This window comes from Hungatella effluvii (assembly GCF_003201875.1).
In the GTDB taxonomy this organism is placed as follows: Bacteria; Bacillota; Clostridia; order Lachnospirales; family Lachnospiraceae; genus Hungatella; species Hungatella effluvii.
The window spans coordinates 181314-204845 of record NZ_QJKD01000006.1 but is presented as its reverse complement, the minus strand read 5'-3'; the positions used below and the strand labels follow the sequence as shown (position 1 = coordinate 204845).

Below are 23532 nucleotides of genomic sequence, written 5' to 3'. Positions count from 1 at the left end.
CAGCTGTAAAGCAAATCGAAAGGGCGGGGATATTTTTAGATGGTTGTCCAACGCATCCTGTTCTGATCGAATGAGACCGTGATTCTGCCCGTATCCTTTAACCACGCAAGATAGGAGCGGACAGTGCTGCCTACGAGAACGTACTGCTCGAAATTCATAGCCAGACCGTATTCTGTAAACAGCTTCTGCATCAGATCCTCGAAGCCGAGCGCCTCTCTGCAGAGAAACGTGATTTTTTCTGCTGTTTCCCATACTTTATCGATGTTGTACTGTGCAAGGGGCGCTATGTCTTCCACGGCCTCCGCGTGGGCGGGAACAAACATTTTCCCGCTTAAGGACTTCACCATCTCCAGCGTCTTTAAGTACGCAGCCACATCGTAAATGAAGCTGATCTGGTATTTGTCCAGTGTCTGCCGGCTGGATAAGCAGTCGGCCAGAAAGACCACGTCGTCCGGAGTGCGAAATCCCACCATGTCGAAGTAATGTCCCGGCAGAGGAATGATCTCAAAGCCCTCGGGCAGCGTGTCCTCAGTCAGAAGCGACGCGTCGCTTTCCTGTGCCATAAGGAACTTGTGACGCAGGTCTTCCGGCGGAAATCCTCCATAAAGGAACGCCGGCTCTAACACCGGATGCTTTGTAAATTCACGGTTGATCTCCGGAACGTAGACGCTGCATCCGGTCTGCCCCTGAAGATATTTGTTTCCGCCAATATGATCGGCGTTCGCATGCGTATTGTAAATGGCAGTCAGACGCCAGCAATGGGCTTCCAGAATCTGACGCACTTTACGCCCGGCGTCTTTATCGTTACCGCTGTCTATCAGACACACGTCGGTATCATTTAACCTGACCAGTCCGATTTTTGAGGGATTTTGAATATAGTAGCTCTGTTCTGTAACCGGAATCAATTCGTACATGGCATCTTCCTCCAATGATCTTTTATTTCCAAAAAACGCTTTGTCCCAAGTTCGCTTGGCTCCCCCTTTTTACAGAAGGTGAGCTTAGCCAGTTTCGGCACGACCCGTTCCACCACGATCTGCCCGTTTACCGTTCTCGCCTCCAGCTCGTAAAATGCCTCCAGGAAACGGGGATCCTTTCTGGCGCGGTCATAGAAGGAGAGGATATAGACGTATTCAAAAAGATTATAGTTCCGGAACGGATACTCCACCTGCATGAACAGCGTTCCGATTCCATAGTGGCATGGGCCGATGGGCTTCTTGATCGTCCAGTGTTCCAGTAAAAACTCCACCGCCCGGTCCAGTGCAGGTTCCCGGTTTAAATAATCGCTGAAGCGGAAGGCATCGAGCGCCAGAAGCGTCGGATGCGGATTGGAGTATTCCGTCTCAGGACCGTGTCCGAAGGAGAATTTCCTGCATCGCCAGCCGCCGTCGGAATACTGGGTATCCAGAAAATAACGGAATGTTGTCTGCAGCCGCTCGTCATTTGCATATCCCAGATGGCAGAGCACCTGCGCCGCACAGGCCGTATGACAGGGATAAATACTTCCCTTCGGGTAAAGCCTGATACGGCCATCCTCCTGCCATGCGCTGAGTATCAGATCTGCGGCCTCCTTTAATATGGGTTCTTCCGGGTCCATACCAAGTTCCAGAAGATAGCTCACACAGTCCAGAGTGGAAAACGGCGCCCCTTTCTGCAGGCGGTGATCCGGTGTGTCCCACAGCGTGCCTCCCTGGTCGTAGCGGTGGGAGAGGATCGCGGCCACGTCCGCCTCATATTTTTTATCAACTGCCATACGGTACCTCCAATCGATTTCATTCTGTAAATGTCTGAGAACATTCAGATATTTCTGATACGAGTATAACCGTTTAAATATGACAGCGTCCTGTCATATTTCACGTTATCCATCTAATATAATGCTGCCATCTGCTCCAGATAATGTATCATTTCCTGCCGGAGACTGTCCGGCGCCAGAATCTCGGCTTTGTTTCCAAATCCGGAAAAAGTGCTCAGAACCCATTCCGGCCTCCCGGTGAGAAATGTAACAACAATATCGTTCTCCCGGTAAACCAGATTTTCGCGGCCAAAGAAATCAATCGCCAGAAATTCAAGAGAATGGTCCATTTTTACGGTGACCGCCTGGCCTCCACCGTTGACAAAATGGCTTTCCATTGAAGGAATCTCATAATCTCTCCGTTCATCAAAAACGGAATCACTGACCTCTAAATCCGTAATCCGGCTCAGGCGGAACATGCGAAATTCCTGTCTCAGTAGACAGAAGGCCAGCAGGTACCACGTCTCTTGTTTGAAAATCAGCTTATACGGCTCGACGCGTCTCGTCACCGTGCCGCTGGGGCTGCAGTAACCCATTTCCACGATAAAATGCCCGGCGATCGCTCTCCGCAGCATCCCGATCCTGGATAGGAATGAGCTGTTCTGATTCCAGGAAGTAAAATCCAGAATGATGTCATTTTCCAGCAGCAGCCGATTGCCGTCGCTGAAGCGGAGCTTCGCCAGCAGCGTCTTCATCCGCGCGCTGTCATCGATGGTGGCCAGCCCCTCGATGCCGGCCAGTATCACTTTCATATCATCTTCGCTGAGCGCCGATTTATTATAGCGGAAATTCGGCAGGAGGGAGACACCGCCGCCGACTCCCTGTCTCGTCACCACAGGAAATCCGGAAGCGGATAAATCCAGCAAATCCCTGTGAATCGTGCGTGTGGACACCTCAAAATATCCGGCCAGCTCTCTTACGGTCACATTCTCCCGTTCCAGAAGAATACACAGAATTCCAAACATGCGGTCACTCTTCAAACGGTTCACCTCCAGTGGCTTTATCATACGAAATACGACATTCCATGTCAAGTTTATTCTTTCACAAAGAGACCGGTAAGCCGGACTCGCGCGCCGGAGCGCAACCGCTTCAGCGTATTACACGAAAAAACGCCCATCTCCTCCAGGACGGCCTGATTCTATGCTGCCGCCTGTGTGAAATGGGCAAATTCTTATCTGTATAAAATTATCTCCCGGATCAGGAATTCTTTTTTTCGCTGATTTCCTCGAGGAGTAGCTTCGGCTCGGCCACCAGCGAGTAATTCGTGTGGTAAATGACGAATCCCGGCGCAGCACCGGCCACTTTCCGGATATGCTTTCTCTGAATGTAGTCGATCTCCACCTTCTCGTTCTCCCGGCCCTTGGAGTAGTAAGCGGCCAGGGCGCCGGCCTCCTCAAATACGTGGTCGGGCAGCTCTTTTCCCTCCGTCTTTACTATGACGTGGGAGCCGGGAATGCCTTTTGCGTGGAACCACCAGTCGCCGCCATTCGCCAGCTTGAAGGTGAGTTCGTCGTTCTGATAGTTGTTCTTGCCGACGTAGACGTGGAATCCGTCTGAGGTAATATAATGAAACGGACGGCTGGTGATTTTCGGTTTTTTGTCTCCGGCGCGCCTGTGCTTGATGTAACCGTACTCCATCAGTTCTTCTTTGATCTGAACGAGATCTTCTTCCTTCAGCGCGATATCGAGCGCGGCACTGACCGATTCCAGGTGATCGATTTCCCGTTTTGTTTCCAGGGTCTGTTCTGACAGGGCCTCGTACGTCCGCTTCAGTTTGTTGTATTTATCAAAGAACTTCTGAGAATTTTCCCGGGCCGACAGCTGGTCATCCAGCGGGATAGTGATTTCCTCGTTCGTATAATAGTTTAAGCAGGTGAGCTTTTTCTCGCCGCCCTCCAGCTCATAGCCGTAAGTGTTGAGCAGTTCACCGTAGACCTTGTATTTATCGCGTTTTTCCGTATCTTTTAGCTGCTTCATCTGAAGATCATACTTTTTATAGTTTCGCTCCAGAGCAGTCTGGACGATTTTCCGCAGGTCTACGGACTTCTGGCGGATTCTCGTTAAGATGTTCCGGGACGCATAGTATTCCTCCAGCAGCGTGCTGATGGAATCGTAGGTTACGGCCTGGTACTTTTCTCCTTCAAAACAGGTAAGCGGAAGAGCGGAAAATTCCACCGGCTCGTTCTGGTAATAAATAATGTTCGGGGTGAAGCTGCGGCTTTTCACGTCGTCCATCATCAGGGAAAACATATGGCAGAGATGGATGAGCTCCGCTTCCGACAGTTCATTGGCTGACACATCGCCGTCGATGGATGCCAGATGGCAGAGCTCCGTACCGACGATCGGGCTGATGCCTGTCAGCTTCATATAAAGCGCTTTCTGTATCGGCGCGGCCGTGTGGCCGATCAGTTCCATAAATTCAGCCTCCGATATGGTGAGCGGGTCTTTTTTCTCCACGGTCTGCGGGATAAAATAGGGCCGTCCGGGCAGAACCTCACGAACGGAGCTGACCTGGGCCGAAATATGCTTGATGCTGTCGAGAATCATGTCTTCGTCATTGCAGAAGATAATGTTGCTGTGCTTGCCCATGATCTCGATGTAGAGTTTCTTGATCCGCTTGTCCCCCAATTCGTCGAGATGCTCGATCTCCAGGCAGATGATTCGCTCCAGCCCCGGCTGGCTGACCCTCATGATACGGCCGTTTCCAATATGCTTTCTTAAAAGCATACAGAAATTGGGCGCTGTCATAGGGCTCTGCTTGTTCTGCTCCGTAAAGTAGAGAAGCGGAAGACTGGCGCTTGCCGATATGAGCAGGCGCCATGTGTTTTTTTGATTTTTGACTGTAAACAGCAGTTCATCCTTTTCCGGCTGGGCGATCTTCGCAATCTTTCCGCCCTCCAGCCGATTACCGATTTCTGCTGTGAGACTGGCCATTACAGTTCCGTCTAATGCCATTGCTGTACCTCGATCCTTCCATGTTCATGTCTTCTAATATCCATCTCTGTCTAATATCCATGTCCGTCTAATGTTCATGTCCTTCGAACGAGTCTAAGTCTGCCTCTGTATCGTCGCCGTCCTCGCCGTGATTCATGAATTCCCTGGCGCTGACACGGTTCCTTAAGCGTTCTTCCTCCACCTTCTCAGAGAGCATCTCCTTTACGTGGTCGCTGTCTTTAATATTGGTAATTCTTAAACACTTTAAATCCAGATCCGTGCTGTCAATGTGAATCGTACCCAGTCCGAAAATCCTCTGGATGATATTTTTGCTCAGACTGATATTTAAAATACGGTAGAGGCGAACCTCCTCTTCCTTCGTATTTAAGAAGCCGGTCTCTACAAAAAGGCGGCCCTCGTCCATTCCATATTTCGTAAAGGTCCATGGGAGTCCGCACCAGAGGCGCTTTCTATCGTACCAGATCATACTTTCCTTCTTCATATCTGTTCTCCTTTTTAACTGACTGAATGAAACTGGCTATATTATACTATGGAATACACCTTTCGTCCAGTTGTAACAGTTCACTCCCCGCCTGTGGCCAACCGGACTGCGGAGCCACAGGCGGCGAGCGGTCCAGAAAACTATTTGACTTGTTTTTTATTATGACTTATAATGGATGGTATCTATGGCGAAAGGAAGGCACAAGGAATGATAAAAAGCATGACAGGTTTTGGAAGATTCGAAACCGTCACGGATGAATATAAGATTTCCGTCGAGATGAAGGCGGTCAATCACAGATACCTGGATTTAAGCATCAAGATGCCAAAGAAGTTCAATTTTTTTGAAGCCGGAATCCGGAATCTGCTGAAGAATTATATCCAGCGCGGAAAAGTCGACGTATTTATTACTTATGAAGACTACACGGAGAACAAGCTGTGCTTGAAGTATAACAGCGCGCTTGCCGCCGAATATATGGATTATTTTGCCAGGATGGAGACTCAGTTTGGTATACGAAATGATGTGACAGTATCCACACTTTCCAGATGTCCGGAAGTTCTCTCGATGGAGGAGGTTCCGGAAGATGAGGAACACATGTGGAAGCTTCTGTCCGAGACAGTTGAAGAGGCCGCCAGACGGTTTGTTGAGACCAGAGTCACGGAGGGTGAGAATCTAAAGGCTGATTTACAGGGCAAGTTAAACTTCATGACCAGTCTTGTGGATTTTATCGAGGAGCGCTCCCCGCGGATTATGGAGGAGTACCGCACCAAGCTGGAAGACAAGGTAAAAGAACTGCTTTCCAATACGACCATTGATGAAGGAAGAATCGCCACAGAGGTGACGATCTTTGCCGATAAGATCTGTGTGGATGAAGAGACCGTACGTCTGAGAAGCCACATTGAGAATACGAAGGCGGAGCTGGAAGCCGGCGGCAGCGTGGGAAGAAAACTGGATTTCATTGCCCAGGAGATGAACCGGGAGGCCAACACCATTTTATCGAAGGCCAATGATTTGGAGATTTCGGATAAGGCCATTGCGCTGAAGACCGAGATCGAGAAGGTAAGGGAGCAGATTCAGAACATAGAATAGAGTACAGACGCTAAGTACAGGCGCTAAGTGCTCATAACGAGGTGGAAACTTATGAACGAACATGGTGTGCTGGCAGTCATATCGGGATTTTCAGGCGCCGGAAAAGGCACCCTTATGAAGGCTCTGCTAGAGAAGTATGACAATTATGCGTTATCCATATCCGCTACCACCAGGAATCCCAGAGAGGGAGAAGTGGATGGACGGGAATATTTTTTTGTGACGGAAGACCGCTTTAAAGAGATGATGGAACAGGATGCGCTGATCGAATACGCGCAGTATGTCAACCATTACTACGGAACTCCGAAGGAGTATGTATTAAGCCAGATGGAACAGGGAAAAGACGTGCTTTTAGAGATCGAGATTCAGGGCGCTTTGAAAGTAAAGGAGCGTTTCCCGGAAGCCATCCTGATCTTTGTCATGCCGCCGAATGCGGAAGAATTAAAGAGACGCCTGATCGGCAGAGGCACGGAAAGCATGGATGTGATCAATGCAAGACTTCGCCGGGCAGTGGAAGAGGCGGAGGGCATGGATTCCTACGATTATATCTTAATCAATGATGAAATCAGCTCCTGTACAGAGCAGCTTCATAAGATGATTGCGGTACAGCACAGCAGAGTTTCAAATAATTTGGCATTTTTATCCCAGATCAGGGAAGAATTAAAGAATATATAGCTATCAGGAAAGGGGAATGAAAGATGTTACATCCATCTTATTCAGATTTAATTAAAGTAGTAAACAGTGAGGTAGAGCCAGGAGAACAGCCGGTTGTTCAGAGCCGCTATTCCATCGTGATCGCCGCTGCAAAGAGAGCGAGACAGATCATCGGAGGAGCCGAGTCTGATCTTCCAATTGCCGGAAAGAAGCCGCTTTCCGTTGCCGTAGAAGAATTATATGACGGCGATGTAAAGATATTAAGCGAAGCGGACGCAACGGAAGAAGACGATTGATAAGGCTCTGTTAAGAAACAACTTGGACAGATGATGCAGGATAAAGCTTCATGCGCAAGGCGGAGGAATGAGGCGTACGGAGTACGCCGATTGACGACAACGCGGCGTATGGAGCTTTAGACAAATCAGATGGCTGCGCTATTTCTTAACAGTGCCCTGGGTTGAAGGCCGTCTCCACATTGGCAGAGATGGCCTTTCCGTTTTCCATTCACCCGTAATGAATAATACCAATACATGATACGAAATAAAGATGCAAAAAAGACATACGAAAAGACAGGAGTTATAATATTTTATGAAATTACTATGCATTTCGCTGGGCTGTGATAAGAACCTGGTGGATACGGAGATGATGCTGGGGCTTTTAAACAAGGACGGCTATACCTTTACGGATGACGAGTACGATGCGGATGTCATTGTCATCAACACATGCTGCTTCATCGGTGACGCCAAGGAGGAGAGCGTTAACACAATCCTCGAGATGGCGCAGATGAAGGAAGTGGGTAAGTGTAAGGCGCTGATCGTTACCGGCTGCCTGGCTCAGCGCTACAAACAGGAGATCATCGATGAGATTCCGGAAGTCGATGGAATTCTCGGTACCACCACCTATGACGAGATATCCCATGTGCTGGCCGAGGCGCTTGGCGGCAGGGAGCACGTCCAGTGCTTCCACGATCTGGATCTCATTCCTGAGGTAAAGACAGACCGGGTGATCACCACCGGAGGCCACTACGCATTCTTAAAGATTGCTGAAGGCTGTGACAAGCACTGTACCTACTGTATTATTCCCAGCCTGCGCGGCAATTTCCGCAGTGTTCCCATGGAACGGCTGGTATCGGAGGCACAGTCACTGGCCGATCAGGGAGTGAAGGAACTGATTCTGGTGGCCCAGGAGACGACGCTGTACGGCGTGGATCTCTATGGAAAGAAGTCGCTTCCGGAGCTTTTAAAGAGACTCTGCCGCATTTCCGGCCTTCAGTGGATCCGGATTCAGTACTGCTATCCGGAGGAGATCACCGATGAGCTGATCGAAACCATAAAAACAGAGGAAAAGGTCTGCCATTATCTTGACATGCCGATTCAACATGCCAGCGATACCATCCTGCGCCGCATGGGACGGAGAACTTCCAGGGAGCAGTTAAAGGAGATCGTCGGTAAACTCCGCAGTGAGATTCCCGATATCGCAATCCGTACGACCCTCATTTCCGGATTTCCGGGAGAGACGGAAGAGGATCATGAGACGCTGATGGAATTCGTGGATGAGATGGAGTTCGAGCGCCTAGGCGTATTCGCTTATTCCGCGGAGGAAGACACTCCGGCGGCCGGATTCCCGGATCAGATTCCACAGGAAGTGAAGGAAGAACGGCGCGATGCCATCATGGAGCTTCAGCAGGAAATCTCCTTTGACCATTCTCAGTCCATGGTTGGAAAATCCCTGGATGTCATGATCGAAGGCAAGGTTGCCGATGAAAACGCCTATGTGGGACGAACCTATATGGACGGCCCTGGCGTGGACGGCATGATTTTCATCCAGACCGGCGAGGAGCTGATGTCCGGAGCCTTTGTAAGGGCCAGAGTGACAGGCGCGCTGGAATACGATTTAATAGGAGAGATAGAAGATGAATTTACCGAATAAACTGACGATTCTTCGAATCATCATGATTCCGTTTTTTGTACTCTTTATGCTGCTTGACGGCGGTGTGAGCCAGACGTACCGCTATATCGCCGCGGTCATTTTCATCGTAGCCAGCTTTACCGACTTACTGGATGGAAAGATCGCCAGGAAATACAATCTGGTAACCAACTTTGGAAAATTCATGGACCCGCTGGCAGACAAGCTTCTGGTCTGTTCCGGCTTAATCTGTTTCGTCGGCCTTGGCCAGCTTCCGGCCTGGTTCGTGATTATCATCATCAGCCGCGAGTTCATCATCAGCGGCTTCCGTCTGGTAGCGTCTGACAACGGTGTCGTGATTGCCGCCAGCTACTGGGGAAAATTTAAGACCGTCTCTCAGATGATTATGTCTGTGCTGCTGATTGTAAATATCCCGGCACTGTCCATTCTGACCACCATTTTCAGCGTCATCGCGCTGGTTCTGACGGTGGTTTCACTGATCGATTACATTGCGAAAAATTATCGCGTTCTTACGGAAGGGAGTCTGTAAATCATTATGGTTGTTGAATTAATTTCAGTCGGAACAGAACTTTTACTTGGAAATATCGTGAATACCAACGCCCAGTTCCTCGCGGAGAAATGCGCGTCACTCGGCCTCTCCATGTACCATCAGGTAACGGTGGGAGACAACCGGGAACGGCTGGCGGAAGATATTAACACGGCTCTGCAAAGGGCGGATATCATCATCCTGACCGGCGGCCTTGGACCTACGGAGGACGACATCACAAAGGAAGTCTGCGCCGAGGTTATGGGCTTTAAGCTGGTGGAAGACCCGCATACAAGAGAGCGGATCGAGACGTATTTCAAGGATGGCATCTATCCGGTTATCACGGAAAACAACTGGAAACAGGCGCTCATTCCGGAAGGCTGCAAAGTTCTTGACAATCATAACGGCACAGCCCCCGGACTCATTCTGGAAAAGGCAGGAAAAGCAGCGATTCTCCTTCCCGGCCCCTTTAACGAGTTAAAGCCGCTTTTCCTGGACGCGGTATCCCCTTATCTTCAGGAATTACAGCCTGAGGTGATCCGTTCCCAGATGATTAAGATCTGCGGCCACGGGGAGAGCCAGGTGGCAGACCAGATCAAGGATTTGATCGCCGCACAGACGAATCCAACCATAGCCCCTTACGCAAAGACGGCGGAGGTACATCTGCGTGTAACGGCACGCGCGGCCGATGACGAGACTGCCAAGAGCCTGATTAAGCCTGTCGTAAAGGAGATCAAGAACCGTTTTGGTGATGATATCTATACCACAAAGGAAGAGGAGACCCTGGAGATGGCGGTCGTGCGTCTTCTCAAAAAGTATGAGCTCACGGTTACCACCGCGGAGTCCTGTACCGGCGGCCTGATCGCCGGGCGCCTGGTTAATGTGTCGGGAGCCTCCGAAGTATTCCGTGAAGGCTTCGTCACCTACTCCAATAAGGCAAAGAGGAAAATTCTCGATGTCAGCAAGGGAACCCTCAAGAAATACGGTGCCGTCAGCGAACAGACTGCGAAGGAGATGGCCACAGGCGGTGTATTTGCAACCGACGCCGATGTCTGTATCGCCGTCACCGGAATCGCCGGACCTTCGACCGAGGGAGACAAGCCTGTGGGGCTCGTTTATATTGCCTGCTATATGAAAGATAAGGTAAAAGTGGAAGAGTACCACTTCAAGGGCAACCGGGATAAGATCAGAGAGCAGGCCGTCGTAAAGTCTCTCGATCTTCTGCGCAGGTCCATACTCACAAATTATCGGGGATAAGTCTTCAGGAGGATAATACATTGGAAACCCGTTTCATAAAAAAACAGATGACAGCGGCGTATCAATATTCTTATACGAGGCTGGCACTCAATTACTATACTTTATACGAAACCCTGACAGAGGAACCGGAGCTTCCCGGAAAAGGCGGCGCGTTTCTTCTGACACTCAATGAGCTCATCGGAGCGTATCTGGAAGGGGAAGAGATCCTTAACCGTCTGGACCAGCTCCGGGAAGAGGTTACCCGTGAGGTGGAGATTCTGACGGCTTACACAGACTGCTTTCAGATCTACGAATACGTGTTAAACCGGCTGGAGAGGTCCTATAAGACTCTGCCGGAAACCGGCTACAACGACGAGACCTTTACGGATATGCTGATGGCATTTATCACGAATACCAAGGAATCAGCCGTTATGAACGGGCGCATCCGCCAGATCATCGGCCAGCTCCCTGTTCGTCTGACAAAGCAGAAATTCTACAGCCTCGTGCTGGAGGGGCTCTCGGTTTATACCGGTTCTCCTGTGGACAGCTTAAATGACATGATGTATACGCTTAAGACCGAATCCATGGCATCCCTTCCGGAAGGGATGGCGGAGGGACGCAGATCCTTATATGAGACGCTTAAGCAATTCGGCCATATGGATTACCGCAGCCTTTCACCGGAGGCATTTTCAGAAGCCCAGGCGAAGCTTATGGGTGTGAGTGCAGAGCTGAATGAAGAAGCAGAATGCTTCGTAAGCCTGCAGGAAATTATCAACGACTTATACGTCCTTTCTCTCGCTAAAATCGACGCAGTAATCGACGTCAACGAGGAGAAGCTCTATCGTTCCATCATCACCGGAGTTTTGAATGACTTAACGAAAAATGGAGACAGAGAGGCAGAAGAGTCAGACGCGGCGCTTCTCACACAGCTGGAAGGACGTCAGGAAGCCTATTATGAGAGATATCTCCGTTCGGAATTTCCGCCGGAGACACCGGAGCTGCTCGCCGATCCCGATTATGTGAGAGCCGGCAATGTTGATCTTCTTCTTTCCGGAAGTTCCTTTATGGATTTAAAGAAGGTCACCGCAGAAAGCGGCGAAGAAGAGGACGGCACGCAGGAGCTGGTAGACAGGGCGTACCTGGAAAAAACCGCAGAAGCGTATTTTGGTCAGCTGGAAACCGTATTTTCCGGCACCTCCAGACCAGTCATGCGCGCCATTATGGCGAAAGTGCTCTCGGACCTTCCGGTGTACTTTCATTCTATTGATGAAATCAAATCCTACATCAGAGGGAGCCTGGAAAGCTGCGGGGACGAGGCGGAAAAAGAAACCTGCAAGGAATTATTGGAAGAGCTGATGGATTATGAAGATAAGCTGGTATGACCACTTATATGTGGGTGACAAAGCGAAAAAGAAACGGTATCAAATCATTCAGGCAATCAGAAATTCCCGCCTGATTTCAGGGGCCTATGTGATTACACCCTCATTAAGTGGGAATAATGTACTTGATATCTATCCGGCCATGGAGCTTTCGGCCCCGTGGTACCGGGAGGAGGAGTTCTTCATCATCGGAATTGCCGCCGACTACTGGGAGGCCCTGGAGGTGACAAGGCAGATTATAGATGAACTGTACCGGAATACCGGCGGCTTCGATTTGACCGGTTATTTAAACGATCACTCGCACGCTCCGTGTATGAGCGGCCGCGACAATCAGGCCCGAAACATGTCTGAACATGTTCCAGAAGCCGGCGAGATGTGAGGTGTCCATGCTTCCTATCATATTATTTATTTTAAAACTGCTGGGAATTCTGGTCCTGATTCTGCTGGGACTCGTTCTCGGCGTGCTTCTTCTGATTCTCTTCGTACCGGTCAGATACCGGATTGAAGGCTCTTATTACGAACGGCTGAAAGGGAAAGTCCGTGTCACATGGCTGCTACATATTATCTCTGTAACGGCAGCTTATGAGGACGAGTTCTCCATTCTCATCCGGCTGTTCGGCTTCCGGCTCTTCAAACCCGTGGAAGAGAGCAGAGAGGATGCGGAAGAGATGCTGGTCCACGCCATGGAAGTGACTGACGAGGATGCGGAAGAATTCTCCGGCGATATCCTGAAGGATGTGGAACACTCCGGGAAGAAACGGCTCACGGAAGAAGGAAAACTCCCCGAAAACACTGCTTCTGGCAGCGAGCGCACAAATTCAGAAGAAAAGCGCAAAGAGCCGCAGAAAATAGAGCCGCAGAAATCGTCACGGCTGAATGAAGAGCCAGGTCAGGGTAGCGGCGGAAAGGCCCAGGCGGCAGCCGACAGGCTTTCGTCAATTTTCGCAAAACTTAAGTATTCTTTCGAGGGTATCTGTGATAAACTAAAAACCATAAAAGAGAAAAAAGAAGAGATTCAAGCCTGGATTTCCAATGAAAATAACCGGAAGACAATCCGTCTTCTTCTGAGGCAGCTAAAGAAGCTGATCCGCCACCTCCTTCCAAAAAAAGGAAAGGGTGAAGTGGTATTCGGCTTCGACGATCCCTATACGACCGGTCAGGTTTTAACTGCGGTCAGCGCGGTTTACCCGTTCTGCCATAAGCAGCTTGACATTTACCCGGTATTTGACAGACAGGTATTTACGGCGGAGGGACATTTTAAAGGAAGAATCCGGGCCGGCACACTGCTTCTCATTGCGGGGAGGATGCTGCTCGATAAGAATTTCAGAGGCCTGTTAAGAAAATGGCTTCGATAAAGGAGGAACAGTTCAGATGGCAGATAATTATTTTACATCTACAGTGGAGGCTCTGTTCAAGGGTATGGATACCTTTGTAACGACAAAAACCGTAGTGGGAGAGGCAGTAAAGGTGGACGATACCATCATTCTTCCTCTGGTTGATGTGACCTGCGGCATGGCTGCCGGTTCATTTGCTGAAAGCGCAAAGCAGAAGGGCGCAGGCGGTATGAATGCCAAGATGAGCCCCAGCGCCATTTTAATCATTCAGAACGGCGTGACGAAGCTGGTCAACATCAAACAGCAGGATGCCATGACGAAGATCCTGGACATGGTGCCTGATTTTGTCAATAAGTTTACAGGGGGCTCCCAAGATGTTTCCCCTGAGGCATTAAAGGTAGCGGAAGAGATGGCTGCTGCAGACGAGGAAAAAGCTGAATAAGAAGAGGATAAGCCGCATACTATATCATATAGCATGTAAATGGATTGAGGGATTATATGAAGAGAGTATGTGGTCTGATGCTGTTCTGCTTTGGCGCAGGAATGGCAATTCTGCTTTTTATCCCGGCAACAATCATGACGATATTGTTCATCATCGCCTGTATGGTACTGGGATACAACTTATTCTGTTGGTAAAGAGTGTTTGTTGGAAACGGGAGAGATGTGCTGATACCCGTTTCCAGTTAAAATAAAGAGTTCGAAAACTGCTTTGGCAGCTATTTTCTGTAAAACAAAAAAAGCTCCAGGCTGTTTTATCAGCCTGGAGTTTTCCTAAATGATTAAGCTCTCTCAACTAAACCAGATCTTAAGCAGGAAGTACATACGTACATCTTCTTATTGCCTCCGTTAACTTTAACTTTAACGGACTTTACGTTTGCTTTCCACATCTTGTTAGATCTTCTATGGGAATGGCTCACCGCATTACCAAAGTGAGCAGCTTTTTCACAGATTGCACATTTAGCCATGATTGCACCTCCTTAAACGCTACTTGGATTTTCTGTTATAAAAATCCACAACAAATGTATGATAACAGAAATTGCATACTTTTGCAAGTGAAATTTAAAAATTTGTTTCTTTTTTTGGGAAAATAATGTATAATCAAATCAGTCAGAATGATAGGAGGTAAAAATTATGAAGGGTTACATCAATAATAAACTGGGTGAAATCCAGATTGGCCCTGATGTTATCGCTATGTACGCGGGCACTACTGCAGTAGAATGTTTCGGTATTGTCGGCATGGCGGCTGTCAGCATGAAGGACGGCCTTGTTAAGCTTTTAAAACGCGAAAGTCTGACGCACGGAATTAACGTGAATATACAGGACAACCATATCACCATCGACTTCCATGTCATCGTAGCATATGGAATCAGCATTTCGGCGGTAGCTGACAATCTGATCGAAAATGTGAAGTACAAAGTAGAAGAGTTCACCGGCATGACGGTAGATAAGATCAACATCTTCGTTGAAGGTGTAAGAGTGATAGATTAAGGAGGAAACTACCTGTGGGTATGAAGTATATAGACGGAGAGATGCTGAAGAAAGCATTTCTGGCCGGTGCAAAAGGATTGGAAGCTAAGAAGGAATGGATCAATGAACTCAACGTGTTCCCGGTTCCGGACGGGGATACGGGTACGAATATGACGATGACCATCATGTCAGCGGCAAGGGAAGTGGCGGCCATCGAGCATCCGGACATGGAATCTCTGGCAAAGGCCATTTCTTCCGGCTCGTTAAGAGGCGCCCGCGGCAACTCCGGCGTTATTCTTTCCCAGCTTTTCAGAGGCTTTACAAAAGAAATAAAGACGGTGGATAAGATCACGACGACGACTCTTGCGAATTCCTTCGTCAGAGCAACAGAGACGGCTTACAAGGCCGTTATGAAGCCGAAAGAGGGAACGATCCTGACGGTTGCCAAGGGAATGGCGGACAAGGCTGTGGAACTGGTGACAGAGACGGAAGATATCATCGAATTTTGTCAGAAGGTCATCGAACACGGCGATTACGTGCTGAGCCAGACTCCGGAGATGCTTCCCGTGCTGAAACAGGCCGGTGTCGTCGATTCCGGCGGACAGGGCCTTATGCAGGTCGTAAAGAGCGCTCTCGACTGCCTGATGGGCAAGGAACTGGATTTATCCGTGGAAGGCGCAGCGAGCGCCGGAAGCGTATCAGGCGGTGCTGCGGTAACCGATGATTTCGATATCAAGTTCGGTTACTGTACGGAATTTATCGTGAATCTGGAGAAGCCTTACGATGAGAAGAACGAACATGAATTTAAGGGATATTTAGAATCCATCGGCGATTCCATCGTTGTCGTTTCAGATGACGATATCGTCAAGGTTCACGTCCATACCAACGATCCGGGACTCGCGATTCAGAAGGCACTGACCTTCGGCTCCCTGTCACGTATGAAGATCGACAACATGAGGGAAGAGCATCAGGAAAAACTGATTAAGGATTCGGAAAAGCTGGCCGCTCAGCAGAAAGCGGACGAAGAGAAGAACGCAGGACCGAGAAAGCCTTACGGCTTCATCTCCGTATCCGTCGGCGAGGGGCTCGACGAGATCTTTAAGGGAATTGGAGCCGATTACCTGATTCAGGGCGGCCAGACCATGAACCCAAGCACCGAAGATATGTTAAACGCCATCGACCGTGTCAATGCCGATACGGTTTATATTCTTCCGAACAACAAGAACATCATACTTGCGGCAGAACAGGCCAAGAAGCTTACAAAGAATAAGCATGTCATCGTAATTCCGTCCAGAACGATCCCGCAGGGAATTACCGCTCTGATCAATTTCGCACCAGATTTATCAGCGGAAGAGAATGAGAAAGTAATGACCGAGGAGATGCAGCGAGTCAAGACCGGACAGATTACTTATGCGGTGCGCAACACCATGATTGACAACATCGAGATCACCGAGGGTGACATCATGGCTCTCGGAGACCACGGAATCCTGGCGGTGGGGAAAGCCATCGAGCACACGGCGCTGGAATCCCTCAAATCCATGGTGGATGACGAATCTGAGCTGATTACCATCTATTACGGCGCGGACGTGTCGGAGGAAGACGCGGAGACGCTTCGTGAGAAGGCAGAGGAGTCGTTCGGCGACTGTGAAGTAGAGCTCCATCCGGGCGGTCAGCCAATCTACTATTATCTGATATCCGTAGAGTAGAACAGAAGAAACAGGAACAGCTCCCGGGCAGGCAATCTGCCCGGGAACTTTTTTGAGAAAGGTGAAAGAAACATGAATCAACAACCTTTGGATACCTTAAAAGGCATTGGTGAGAAGACCGGAAAACTGTTTGGGAAGCTGGGTATCGGAACCGTGGATGAACTGCTGGAATACTATCCGCGGGCCTATGATGCCTACGAGGAACCGGTCTCTGTCGGAGAACTGAAGCCGGATACCGTGATGGCAGTCTCCGGAGTGCTGTTTAAAAGCGCGGAAGTGAAGCGTTACAGCCATATTCAGGTGATTACCACCATGATCAGGGACATTACGGGTTCCCTGACCCTTACCTGGTACAACATGCCTTATCTGCACGCCACTTTAAAGGCCGGTATGCGCGCCGTGTTCCGCGGACGGGTGGTTAAGAAAAACGGACGCCTTACGATGGAACAGCCGGAGATCTTTCTGGGCGATGCCTACGGGGAGGTTATCCACTCCATGCAGCCCATCTACGGACAGACAAAGGGGCTTCCCAACAAGACCATTGTGCGGGCAGTGAAGCAGGCCCTGTCGGTGAGACAGATGGTCCGCGATTACATGCCCTTAGATCTGCGGATCCGCCATGAACTGGCGGAATATAATTTTGCCATCGAACATATTCATTTCCCCACAGACCGGACGGAACTGCTCTTCGCCAGGAAACGGCTCGTTTTCGACGAATTCTTCCTGTTTCTTATGGCTGTTCGCCGTCTAAAGGACAGGCGTGTGGACCGGGAAAGCCACTTTCGGATGACGCCCTCCGATGAAGTGATCAGCCTCGTGAAAAAGCTTCCCTATGCGCTGACCGGCGCGCAGAACAAGGTGCTTACGGAGGTTTTCCGTGATATGACAGGCGGAAAGGTGATGAACCGGTTAATTCAGGGTGATGTCGGCTCCGGAAAGACCATTATCGCTGTCCTCGCTCTGTTGGAGGCGGCTTACAACGGGTATCAGGGCGCTCTCATGGTGCCGACAGAGGTGCTTGCCAGACAGCACTACGAGTCCATGCTCTCCCTGTTTGAGGAAAATGGCATTGACAAACAGGTGGTGCTGGTAACCGGTTCCATGACGGCAAAGGAGAAGCGGACCGCCTACGAAAAAATCGCCTCCCACGAAGCCGATATCATTGTCGGAACCCATGCGCTCATACAGGAGAAAGTGGTCTACGACAAGCTGGCCCTCGTCATCACCGACGAGCAGCACCGGTTCGGTGTCAGCCAGCGCGAGATGCTGGGCGGAAAAGGGGACGAGCCTCACGTTCTTGTCATGAGTGCGACGCCGATCCCCAGAACGCTGGCCATAATCATTTACGGCGACCTCGATATTTCCATCATCGATGAACTGCCGGCCAACCGGCTTCCCATCAAGAACTGTGTCGTGGACACCAGCTACCGGAACACGGCGTATTCCTTTATCAAAGGGGAGGTGGCCGCCGGGCGTCAGGCGTACGTGATCTGCCCCATGGTGGAGGCCAGTGAGATGATCGAGGCGGAGAATGTTCTGGATTATGCAAAGAAACTCCAGAGCGCGCTGCCGGGGATCCCGGTAGAATATCTTCACGGTAAGATGAAGGCGAAAGAGAAAAATGCAATCATGGAACGGTTTGCCGCCGGGGAGATCAAGGTTCTCGTCTCCACCACCGTCGTGGAAGTAGGCGTCAACGTTCCCAATGCCACCGTCATGATGATTGAAAATGCGGAGCGCTTCGGACTGGCCCAGCTTCATCAGCTGCGGGGCCGTGTCGGCCGCGGAAAGCACCAGTCCTACTGCATCCTGGTGGACGGCTCCGGCCAGGATGGAACCAGGGAACGACTGACGATCCTGAGCAAATCCAACGATGGCTTCTTCATTGCCTCCGAGGATTTAAAGCTGCGCGGCCCGGGAGACATCTTCGGGCTCAGACAGAGCGGTGATCTGGAATTTAAGCTGGCCGACATCTTTACCGATGCCAATATCTTAAAGACGGTGTCTGAGGAGGTCAACCGGCTGTTGGATGAGGATCCGGAGCTCAGCTCAGAGGATCACGCCGAGCTTGGCAAAAAACTCAATCTGTATTTGGAAAAAAGTTATGACAAGCTAAATCTGTAAGTGTATTATTTTCATATTAAGTACATTTTCAGAAAATGGTTGAAAATAATAAGTCGGCGTGATAGACTTATGCTGTTAAAAATATAACAGTTCAGCGACATATAAGGAGGGCATGTATGAACAGGCAGGAATTAAAATTCGATGCAAAAAATAAGATGAGGGAGGCGGCTGTAAACCCCTATGTGGTTACACTCATCATGGGAGTAGTCATTATGGTTCTGTCCGGTGTTCAGTTTATTCTCGATTTCTGGGGCGGCATCATCAACACGGGATCTTCCGTCAGTACTGGAGAAGCCGGCACGTATATGATTTCTTCTCTCATATTTTTTGTTATTTACATAGTGATCAGCACAATTTTACAGTTTGGATACAGCAGCTACTGCCTGAAGGTGGCAAACCGGGATGGGTCCATGTCTTATGGAGATTTGTTTTCATCGGTTCGTTATCTGTTAAAAGCCATAGGACTGACGATTATGATATCTGTTTTTGTCCTGCTCTGGTGTATACTGCTTGTAATACCGGGTATCATTGCCGCTTACCGTTATTCCCAGGCCATCTTCATCATGGTTGAGAATCCCAATAAGGGAATTATGCAGTGTATCCGCGAGAGCAAGGAGATGATGGTCGGTCACAAGATGGAATACTTTATCCTGGAGTTCTCTTTCTTCTTCTGGATGCTGCTCGGCGGCGTTACCTGCGGTCTGGCATATATCTATGTATATCCGTATATGACGGTTACATTTGCCAATTACTACAACCAATTGAAGCCGGTTTCCGTGGTCTATGAGCATGCAGATACCATAATTTAACTGAATAATCAGGAAAAACGACCGCCTCTTTATCCAGAAAGAGGCGGTTCTTCTTGTATGCCTGCGGTTAATTTGATAAAATAGCATGAAAGGTTATAATTTCCAAATTATGGCAGGAGGCACTGGAATGAAAGAAGCGATCGAAGCAATCAAGGCAAATATAGGACAGGTACTGGTGGGAAAAGAAGAGGTAACGGACTTACTTCTCTCTGCGATTCTTGCAGGAGGCCACGTACTTTTGGAGGATGTTCCCGGAACCGGCAAGACCATGCTGGCAAAGTCTCTGGCAAAGAGCATGGAGCTGTCCTTTTCGAGGGTTCAGTTCACGCCGGACCTGCTGCCGTCTGACATAACCGGTCTCAATTATTACAATCAGAAGGCCGGAGAGTTCGTCTTTCGCGGAGGTCCGGTGTTTACCAATCTGCTTCTTGCGGATGAGATCAACCGGGCCACGCCCAGGACGCAGTCCAGCCTGCTGGAGTGTATGGAAGAGCATCAGGTGACCATCGACGGGGAGACGAAGAAACTGGAAGAACCGTTTTTTGTTATTGCAACCCAGAATCCCATCGAGACGGCGGGGACGTATCCGCTCCCCGAGGCCCAGCTGGACCGTTTTCTGATGCAGATCCCCATGGGACTTCCGGACGCGGGGGAGGAGCGGCAGATCCTTGAACGCTTCGGCAAAGAGAATCCCTATGACAGCCTGACCGCCGTATGTGGCCGGGAGGCGCTTTTAAACCTGATGAAGGAAGCGGAGGCGGTATACGTCCATCCCCATCTGATGGATTATCTCGTCGAACTGGTTATCGCCACCAGGAAACACAGCGAAGTGGAAGGGGGCATCAGTCCCCGCGGCAGCCTGGCCTTTTACCGGGCAGCCCGGGCCTATGCCCTGGTGAAGGGGCGGGACTACGTGGTTCCCGAGGATATCAAGGCGCTGGCCGTTCCCGTTCTGGCTCACAGGCTGGTTCTCGCCAGAACGCTGACTGGAAGAAGTACGGGCCGCCAGATTATCGAACAGCTCTTAAATACCGTCTTTGTACCTACAGAGGAGTGGAATACATAAATGGAACTGATCCTGATGGCCCTTGGGGCCTGCTTTCTCTATGTCCTTCAGCGCGTCTTATACGAACGGTTCTGGAAGAAGGGGCTGACTGCGGACGCTGCGTTTCAGGGAAATCCCGCGGTCTGCGGCGGCGAGGCGTATCTACTGGAGACCGTTGTCAATGCAAAGTTTCTTCCGCTCTCGATTCTGCGGGTCAAATTCCGCATCGGCAGAGAACTGGAATTCGTCACGGGGGAGAACTCCGCTGTCTCCGACTATACGTACCGCAACGACGTCTTCTCCGTCTTTCCTTATCAGAAGATCACGAGAAAGCTGCGGTTCCACTGCCGCAAACGCGGATATTACGAAATAAAGAGTCTGGATCTGGTCAGCCATGATCTGTTCTTTTCCGGCCATTTCATCGAGACTCTGTCCCTGGATTCTCATTTATACGTCTATCCGGCGGCTGCGGACTGCGGCCGTCTGAATGTTCCGTTTCAGAAGATGATGGGCACCTGCTTATCGAGAAGCAGACTGGTTACCGATCCCTTTGAACTGAAGGGAATCCGGGAGTATCAGACCTACGATTCCATGCGCAGTGTCAACTGGAAGGCCACAGCCCGAACCGGCGCCTTGAAGGTCAACGTTCATGAGTCCACGGCCTCCCAGAATATCTTCCTCTTTCTGAATATGGATTCGGACTATCCGTGGGCGTCGGAGGCGCTCCGGGAGGAGGCTATCTCGATCTGCGGTTCCTTCATCGACGCCTTTGTCTCCGCGGGAATTCCAACCGGATTCTTCAGCAACGGCATCGATGCGGCGGCCGAAGAGCCTTCCTTCGTCCCCGCCGGGGCGGGAGCGAGCCACGTCACCCGGTGCATGGAGGCGCTCAGCCGTCTCCGCTATGACATTTCCCAGACTCCCTTCGAGACACTGATGAGGGAAGGCAGTCTGGAAAAGAAGGCGGAAGACTGTCTATACATCATGATCTCATCCTGCAAACGGCCGGAGCTTCAGACGGCATACCAGGAATTCTGCCGCTATAGTCCGGGATCCTTATGGATCGCACCGCTACGGCCGGAAGACGAGGCAGTATTTTCCCTCTGTCCGGCTGCTCTGACGATGAAGTGGGAGGTGCCTTATGACAAGATTTAAATGGATCAACCGCTGGATTACCGCCGATTTAAGCGGAATCCATATAATATTGGCCAGCGTGTCTGTTTTCCTCTACATTGCCGGATACTTCATTCCCAGTTCGCGGCTCATGACAGCAGGGTATGCGGGATTATTTCTGGTAATCCTTTTCTATCTGCTTCATCTGCAGCTCCATTCCTGCGACAGTTTTCTGAGCATGCATCCGGCGACGGATCAGATTCCGAAATCGCAGATGAAGCTGGTAAATGGCGTCTACATGGCCGTGTTTCTGGCTGTAACGGGGGCTTTCATGGCCGTGTTCTCCCTTCTTCACCTGGAGTGGCTGGTGAACGGGTTTAAATCTGTCCTGACCGCCATTCTTCGCTTTCTGGCCCGTTTTCTTCCGGAAGCCGTAAATGAGCCGGTGGAATCCATGCCTTCCGGGAGCTTTATCCCTCCGGAGCTGGGAGAAGAGGCGGCGGCGCCTTCGCTTCTTGCAAAAATCCTGGATGCGGCTCTCACAGCCGCTGCCGTCGTTTTCATAGTACTTCTCGCTGTATATTTGCTCAGACAGCTGTTCTTCCTGCTGATCCGTCTATTGAAGCCGAGAGAAGACGGAGATGAAAAGGAATTTATGAAACCGGCCGTTGTTTTTAACAGGATCCATACCGGACAGGCGAAGGGAACGCCTCTGTGGAGAGATTTTACCATTGAGGGAAGAATCCGCAGGGCGTATAAAAAAGAAATTTTAAGACGGCTTAAGGTTAGAGGCCGGATTTCCCGGACGGAAACGCCGGAGGAGCTGGAACAGAAAAGCGGATTTCCGGAGGAGCCTTCCCTCTGCGGAATCTACCATCAGGTATACGAGAAGGCGCGTTACGGAAAGGAATGCACCAAAGAGGATTTGGAGCGTTTGAATGAGATTCGCAGATCGAATCAAAAGAATACATAGAGTAAATACCAAAAACACGGGAGGAATAAATCTATGAAGAGCATATTAATTGGAATCGCAGGGGGAACCGGATCAGGAAAATCCACATTTACCAACCGGTTAAAGGATGCGTTTCACGATGATATCGCCGTCCTTTATCACGATAATTACTATAAAAAGCAGGATGGCATTCCCTTTGAGGAGCGGAAAAAAATGAATTACGATCATCCGGAGGCGTTTGAGACGGAGCTTCTCCTGGATCAGCTGTCCAGACTGCAGCGCGGCGAGTCCGCCCAATGTCCCGTATACGATTATTCCCAGCACAACCGGTCGGATCAGTTCCTCACAGTCCTTCCAAAAAGGGTAATCCTGGTGGAGGGAATTCTGGTATTTGCCGACCAGCGGCTCCGTGATATGTTTGACATCAAGATATTTGTGGAGGCGGACGCGGATGAACGGATTCTGCGGCGGGTGATCCGGGATGTCAAGGAGCGCGGACGGGATATCGAGGGCGTCGTGGAGCAGTATCTGACGACCGTCAAGCCCATGCATTACTTATATGTAGAACCTACAAAACCCTTGGCTGACATCATCATCAACAGCGGAATGAACGAAGTGGCCTTCCATCTGGTAAAGACCTCGATCGAAAAAATACTGGGAGAACCATCGGATCAATAGGAGGACACAAACCATGTTTTTCTGGCAGAAAAAAGAAGTTCTGGTTACATTTTCACTGAACGATTTTAACCGTGTTAAGGATACTCTGGCTGCGAATCAGATCCCGTATGACTGGAAAACCGTGCCTGACTGCGGAAGACGGGGACGCCGGACGCTGGGAACAGCATTTATGGATGAATCCGTCTTAAGACAGTATTACCTTTATGTTGAAAAAAAAGAATATGAGAGGGCAGAATATCTCGTAAAGACAGTATTGACCGGTGGGAAACGGTAAA

General features: G+C 50.0%; 26 protein-coding genes. 20 read left to right on the top strand and 6 right to left on the bottom strand.

From position 1 onward, the window contains the following. Positions 1-35 precede the first annotated feature (35 nt). From DFR60_RS13360 to DFR60_RS13340, 5 genes are all read right to left on the bottom strand, one after another. Positions 36-914, bottom strand: coding sequence for an MBL fold metallo-hydrolase (locus DFR60_RS13360; RefSeq protein WP_110323326.1), 879 nt, complete (start codon positions 912-914; stop codon positions 36-38). Beyond that, a complete protein-coding gene (locus tag DFR60_RS13355; protein ID WP_110323325.1) occupies positions 902-1750 on the bottom strand; it encodes a prenyltransferase/squalene oxidase repeat-containing protein in 849 nt (282 codons plus the stop codon). Before DFR60_RS13355 ends, DFR60_RS13360 begins: the two co-directional genes overlap by 13 nt. A gap of 113 nt (positions 1751-1863) precedes the next feature. Beyond that, positions 1864-2778 carry a helix-turn-helix transcriptional regulator gene (locus DFR60_RS13350; RefSeq protein WP_243005073.1) on the bottom strand — a complete coding sequence of 305 codons (915 nt, stop codon included), beginning with the start codon at positions 2776-2778 and terminating at the stop codon, positions 1864-1866. A gap of 208 nt (positions 2779-2986) precedes the next feature. Then, the gene (locus tag DFR60_RS13345) at positions 2987-4744 is read right to left on the bottom strand and encodes an Rqc2 family fibronectin-binding protein (protein WP_110323323.1); all 1758 of its coding nucleotides are present in this window, start codon (positions 4742-4744) and stop codon (positions 2987-2989) included. A 67-nt stretch (positions 4745-4811) separates the two neighbouring features. Further along, complete coding sequence (locus DFR60_RS13340; protein WP_055652710.1) at positions 4812-5225, bottom strand: PH domain-containing protein; 414 nt, start codon at positions 5223-5225, stop codon at positions 4812-4814. Positions 5226-5432: 207 nt separating this feature from the next. Between DFR60_RS13340 and DFR60_RS13335 the strand changes: the two genes are divergently transcribed. From DFR60_RS13335 to DFR60_RS30405, 11 genes are all read left to right on the top strand, one after another. Further along, positions 5433-6311, top strand: coding sequence for a YicC/YloC family endoribonuclease (locus DFR60_RS13335; protein ID WP_055652711.1), 879 nt, complete (start codon positions 5433-5435; stop codon positions 6309-6311). A gap of 51 nt (positions 6312-6362) precedes the next feature. Next, the gene (gene gmk / locus DFR60_RS13330; protein WP_029466287.1) at positions 6363-6983 is read left to right on the top strand and encodes a guanylate kinase; all 621 of its coding nucleotides are present in this window, start codon (positions 6363-6365) and stop codon (positions 6981-6983) included. A 23-nt stretch (positions 6984-7006) separates the two neighbouring features. Continuing rightward, entirely contained in the window at positions 7007-7258 is a 252-nt protein-coding gene (rpoZ, locus tag DFR60_RS13325) for a DNA-directed RNA polymerase subunit omega (RefSeq protein WP_110323322.1), read from the top strand. Between the two features lie 292 nt (positions 7259-7550). After that, a complete protein-coding gene (rimO, locus tag DFR60_RS13320) occupies positions 7551-8891 on the top strand; it encodes a 30S ribosomal protein S12 methylthiotransferase RimO (protein ID WP_110323321.1) in 1341 nt (446 codons plus the stop codon). Then, positions 8875-9417: a CDP-diacylglycerol--glycerol-3-phosphate 3-phosphatidyltransferase gene (gene pgsA / locus DFR60_RS13315; RefSeq protein WP_002604172.1), complete on the top strand. Its 543-nt coding sequence runs from the start codon at positions 8875-8877 to the stop codon at positions 9415-9417. Before rimO ends, pgsA begins: the two co-directional genes overlap by 17 nt. Before the next feature lie 6 nt (positions 9418-9423). Continuing rightward, positions 9424-10671 carry a competence/damage-inducible protein A gene (locus tag DFR60_RS13310; protein ID WP_110323320.1) on the top strand — a complete coding sequence of 416 codons (1248 nt, stop codon included), beginning with the start codon at positions 9424-9426 and terminating at the stop codon, positions 10669-10671. A 20-nt stretch (positions 10672-10691) separates the two neighbouring features. Continuing rightward, positions 10692-12032, top strand: a complete 1341-nt coding sequence (locus tag DFR60_RS13305; protein ID WP_243005066.1) for a hypothetical protein — start codon at positions 10692-10694, stop codon at positions 12030-12032. Further along, on the top strand, positions 12013-12408 hold the full coding sequence (locus tag DFR60_RS13300) for a hypothetical protein (protein ID WP_110323319.1): 396 nt from the start codon (positions 12013-12015) through the stop codon (positions 12406-12408). Before DFR60_RS13305 ends, DFR60_RS13300 begins: the two co-directional genes overlap by 20 nt. A 7-nt stretch (positions 12409-12415) precedes the next feature. Further along, a complete protein-coding gene (locus DFR60_RS13295) occupies positions 12416-13384 on the top strand; it encodes a DUF2953 domain-containing protein (RefSeq protein ID WP_110323318.1) in 969 nt (322 codons plus the stop codon). A gap of 16 nt (positions 13385-13400) precedes the next feature. Next, positions 13401-13805, top strand: coding sequence for a GerW family sporulation protein (locus tag DFR60_RS13290; RefSeq protein WP_110323317.1), 405 nt, complete (start codon positions 13401-13403; stop codon positions 13803-13805). Between the two features lie 56 nt (positions 13806-13861). Continuing rightward, a complete protein-coding gene (locus DFR60_RS30405) occupies positions 13862-13999 on the top strand; it encodes a hypothetical protein (protein WP_002604166.1) in 138 nt (45 codons plus the stop codon). 143 nt (positions 14000-14142) lie between these two features. On the opposite strand, the gene rpmB is transcribed toward DFR60_RS30405, so the two are convergent. Beyond that, a complete protein-coding gene (rpmB, locus tag DFR60_RS13285) occupies positions 14143-14328 on the bottom strand; it encodes a 50S ribosomal protein L28 (RefSeq protein WP_002604165.1) in 186 nt (61 codons plus the stop codon). A 166-nt stretch (positions 14329-14494) separates the two neighbouring features. Here rpmB and DFR60_RS13280 point away from each other — a divergent pair, with 166 nt between their 5' ends. The 9 genes from DFR60_RS13280 (at position 14495) to DFR60_RS13240 (ending at position 23531) form a co-directional block, all read left to right on the top strand. Further along, a complete protein-coding gene (locus DFR60_RS13280) occupies positions 14495-14851 on the top strand; it encodes an Asp23/Gls24 family envelope stress response protein (protein WP_002604164.1) in 357 nt (118 codons plus the stop codon). A 14-nt stretch (positions 14852-14865) separates the two neighbouring features. Continuing rightward, positions 14866-16536, top strand: coding sequence for a DAK2 domain-containing protein (locus tag DFR60_RS13275; protein ID WP_002604163.1), 1671 nt, complete (start codon positions 14866-14868; stop codon positions 16534-16536). A 72-nt stretch (positions 16537-16608) separates the two neighbouring features. Continuing rightward, a complete protein-coding gene (recG, locus tag DFR60_RS13270) occupies positions 16609-18660 on the top strand; it encodes an ATP-dependent DNA helicase RecG (protein WP_110323316.1) in 2052 nt (683 codons plus the stop codon). A gap of 116 nt (positions 18661-18776) precedes the next feature. After that, positions 18777-19469, top strand: coding sequence for a DUF975 family protein (locus tag DFR60_RS13265; protein WP_110323315.1), 693 nt, complete (start codon positions 18777-18779; stop codon positions 19467-19469). Between the two features lie 127 nt (positions 19470-19596). Beyond that, positions 19597-20535 carry an AAA family ATPase gene (locus DFR60_RS13260; RefSeq protein ID WP_110323314.1) on the top strand — a complete coding sequence of 313 codons (939 nt, stop codon included), beginning with the start codon at positions 19597-19599 and terminating at the stop codon, positions 20533-20535. Then, complete coding sequence (locus tag DFR60_RS13255; RefSeq protein WP_110323313.1) at positions 20536-21669, top strand: DUF58 domain-containing protein; 1134 nt, start codon at positions 20536-20538, stop codon at positions 21667-21669. Then, on the top strand, positions 21656-22600 hold the full coding sequence (locus DFR60_RS13250; RefSeq protein WP_110323312.1) for a sodium:solute symporter: 945 nt from the start codon (positions 21656-21658) through the stop codon (positions 22598-22600). Before DFR60_RS13255 ends, DFR60_RS13250 begins: the two co-directional genes overlap by 14 nt. Before the next feature lie 33 nt (positions 22601-22633). Continuing rightward, on the top strand, positions 22634-23257 hold the full coding sequence (gene udk / locus DFR60_RS13245; protein ID WP_110323311.1) for a uridine kinase: 624 nt from the start codon (positions 22634-22636) through the stop codon (positions 23255-23257). A gap of 13 nt (positions 23258-23270) precedes the next feature. Continuing rightward, positions 23271-23531, top strand: a complete 261-nt coding sequence (locus tag DFR60_RS13240) for a hypothetical protein (protein ID WP_110323310.1) — start codon at positions 23271-23273, stop codon at positions 23529-23531. The last annotated feature ends 1 nt before the right edge of the window (position 23532 follow it).

Coding starts and splice junctions, on each gene's coding strand:
- rpmB (WP_002604165.1), bottom strand. CDS start 14,328: ATGGCTAAATGTGCAATCTGTGAAAAAGCTGCTCACTTTGGTAATGCG.
- DFR60_RS13355 (WP_110323325.1), bottom strand. CDS start 1,750: ATGGCAGTTGATAAAAAATATGAGGCGGACGTGGCCGCGATCCTCTCC.
- rimO (WP_110323321.1), top strand. CDS start 7,551: ATGAAATTACTATGCATTTCGCTGGGCTGTGATAAGAACCTGGTGGAT.
- DFR60_RS13360 (WP_110323326.1), bottom strand. CDS start 914: ATGTACGAATTGATTCCGGTTACAGAACAGAGCTACTATATTCAAAAT.
- DFR60_RS13240 (WP_110323310.1), top strand. CDS start 23,271: ATGTTTTTCTGGCAGAAAAAAGAAGTTCTGGTTACATTTTCACTGAAC.
- udk (WP_110323311.1), top strand. CDS start 22,634: ATGAAGAGCATATTAATTGGAATCGCAGGGGGAACCGGATCAGGAAAA.
- gmk (WP_029466287.1), top strand. CDS start 6,363: ATGAACGAACATGGTGTGCTGGCAGTCATATCGGGATTTTCAGGCGCC.
- recG (WP_110323316.1), top strand. CDS start 16,609: ATGAATCAACAACCTTTGGATACCTTAAAAGGCATTGGTGAGAAGACC.
- DFR60_RS13260 (WP_110323314.1), top strand. CDS start 19,597: ATGAAAGAAGCGATCGAAGCAATCAAGGCAAATATAGGACAGGTACTG.
- DFR60_RS13250 (WP_110323312.1), top strand. CDS start 21,656: ATGACAAGATTTAAATGGATCAACCGCTGGATTACCGCCGATTTAAGC.
- DFR60_RS13255 (WP_110323313.1), top strand. CDS start 20,536: ATGGAACTGATCCTGATGGCCCTTGGGGCCTGCTTTCTCTATGTCCTT.
- DFR60_RS30405 (WP_002604166.1), top strand. CDS start 13,862: ATGAAGAGAGTATGTGGTCTGATGCTGTTCTGCTTTGGCGCAGGAATG.
- DFR60_RS13345 (WP_110323323.1), bottom strand. CDS start 4,744: ATGGCATTAGACGGAACTGTAATGGCCAGTCTCACAGCAGAAATCGGT.
- DFR60_RS13340 (WP_055652710.1), bottom strand. CDS start 5,225: ATGAAGAAGGAAAGTATGATCTGGTACGATAGAAAGCGCCTCTGGTGC.
- DFR60_RS13335 (WP_055652711.1), top strand. CDS start 5,433: ATGATAAAAAGCATGACAGGTTTTGGAAGATTCGAAACCGTCACGGAT.
- DFR60_RS13265 (WP_110323315.1), top strand. CDS start 18,777: ATGAACAGGCAGGAATTAAAATTCGATGCAAAAAATAAGATGAGGGAG.
- DFR60_RS13280 (WP_002604164.1), top strand. CDS start 14,495: ATGAAGGGTTACATCAATAATAAACTGGGTGAAATCCAGATTGGCCCT.
- DFR60_RS13295 (WP_110323318.1), top strand. CDS start 12,416: ATGCTTCCTATCATATTATTTATTTTAAAACTGCTGGGAATTCTGGTC.
- rpoZ (WP_110323322.1), top strand. CDS start 7,007: ATGTTACATCCATCTTATTCAGATTTAATTAAAGTAGTAAACAGTGAG.
- pgsA (WP_002604172.1), top strand. CDS start 8,875: ATGAATTTACCGAATAAACTGACGATTCTTCGAATCATCATGATTCCG.
- DFR60_RS13300 (WP_110323319.1), top strand. CDS start 12,013: ATGAAGATAAGCTGGTATGACCACTTATATGTGGGTGACAAAGCGAAA.
- DFR60_RS13290 (WP_110323317.1), top strand. CDS start 13,401: ATGGCAGATAATTATTTTACATCTACAGTGGAGGCTCTGTTCAAGGGT.
- DFR60_RS13310 (WP_110323320.1), top strand. CDS start 9,424: ATGGTTGTTGAATTAATTTCAGTCGGAACAGAACTTTTACTTGGAAAT.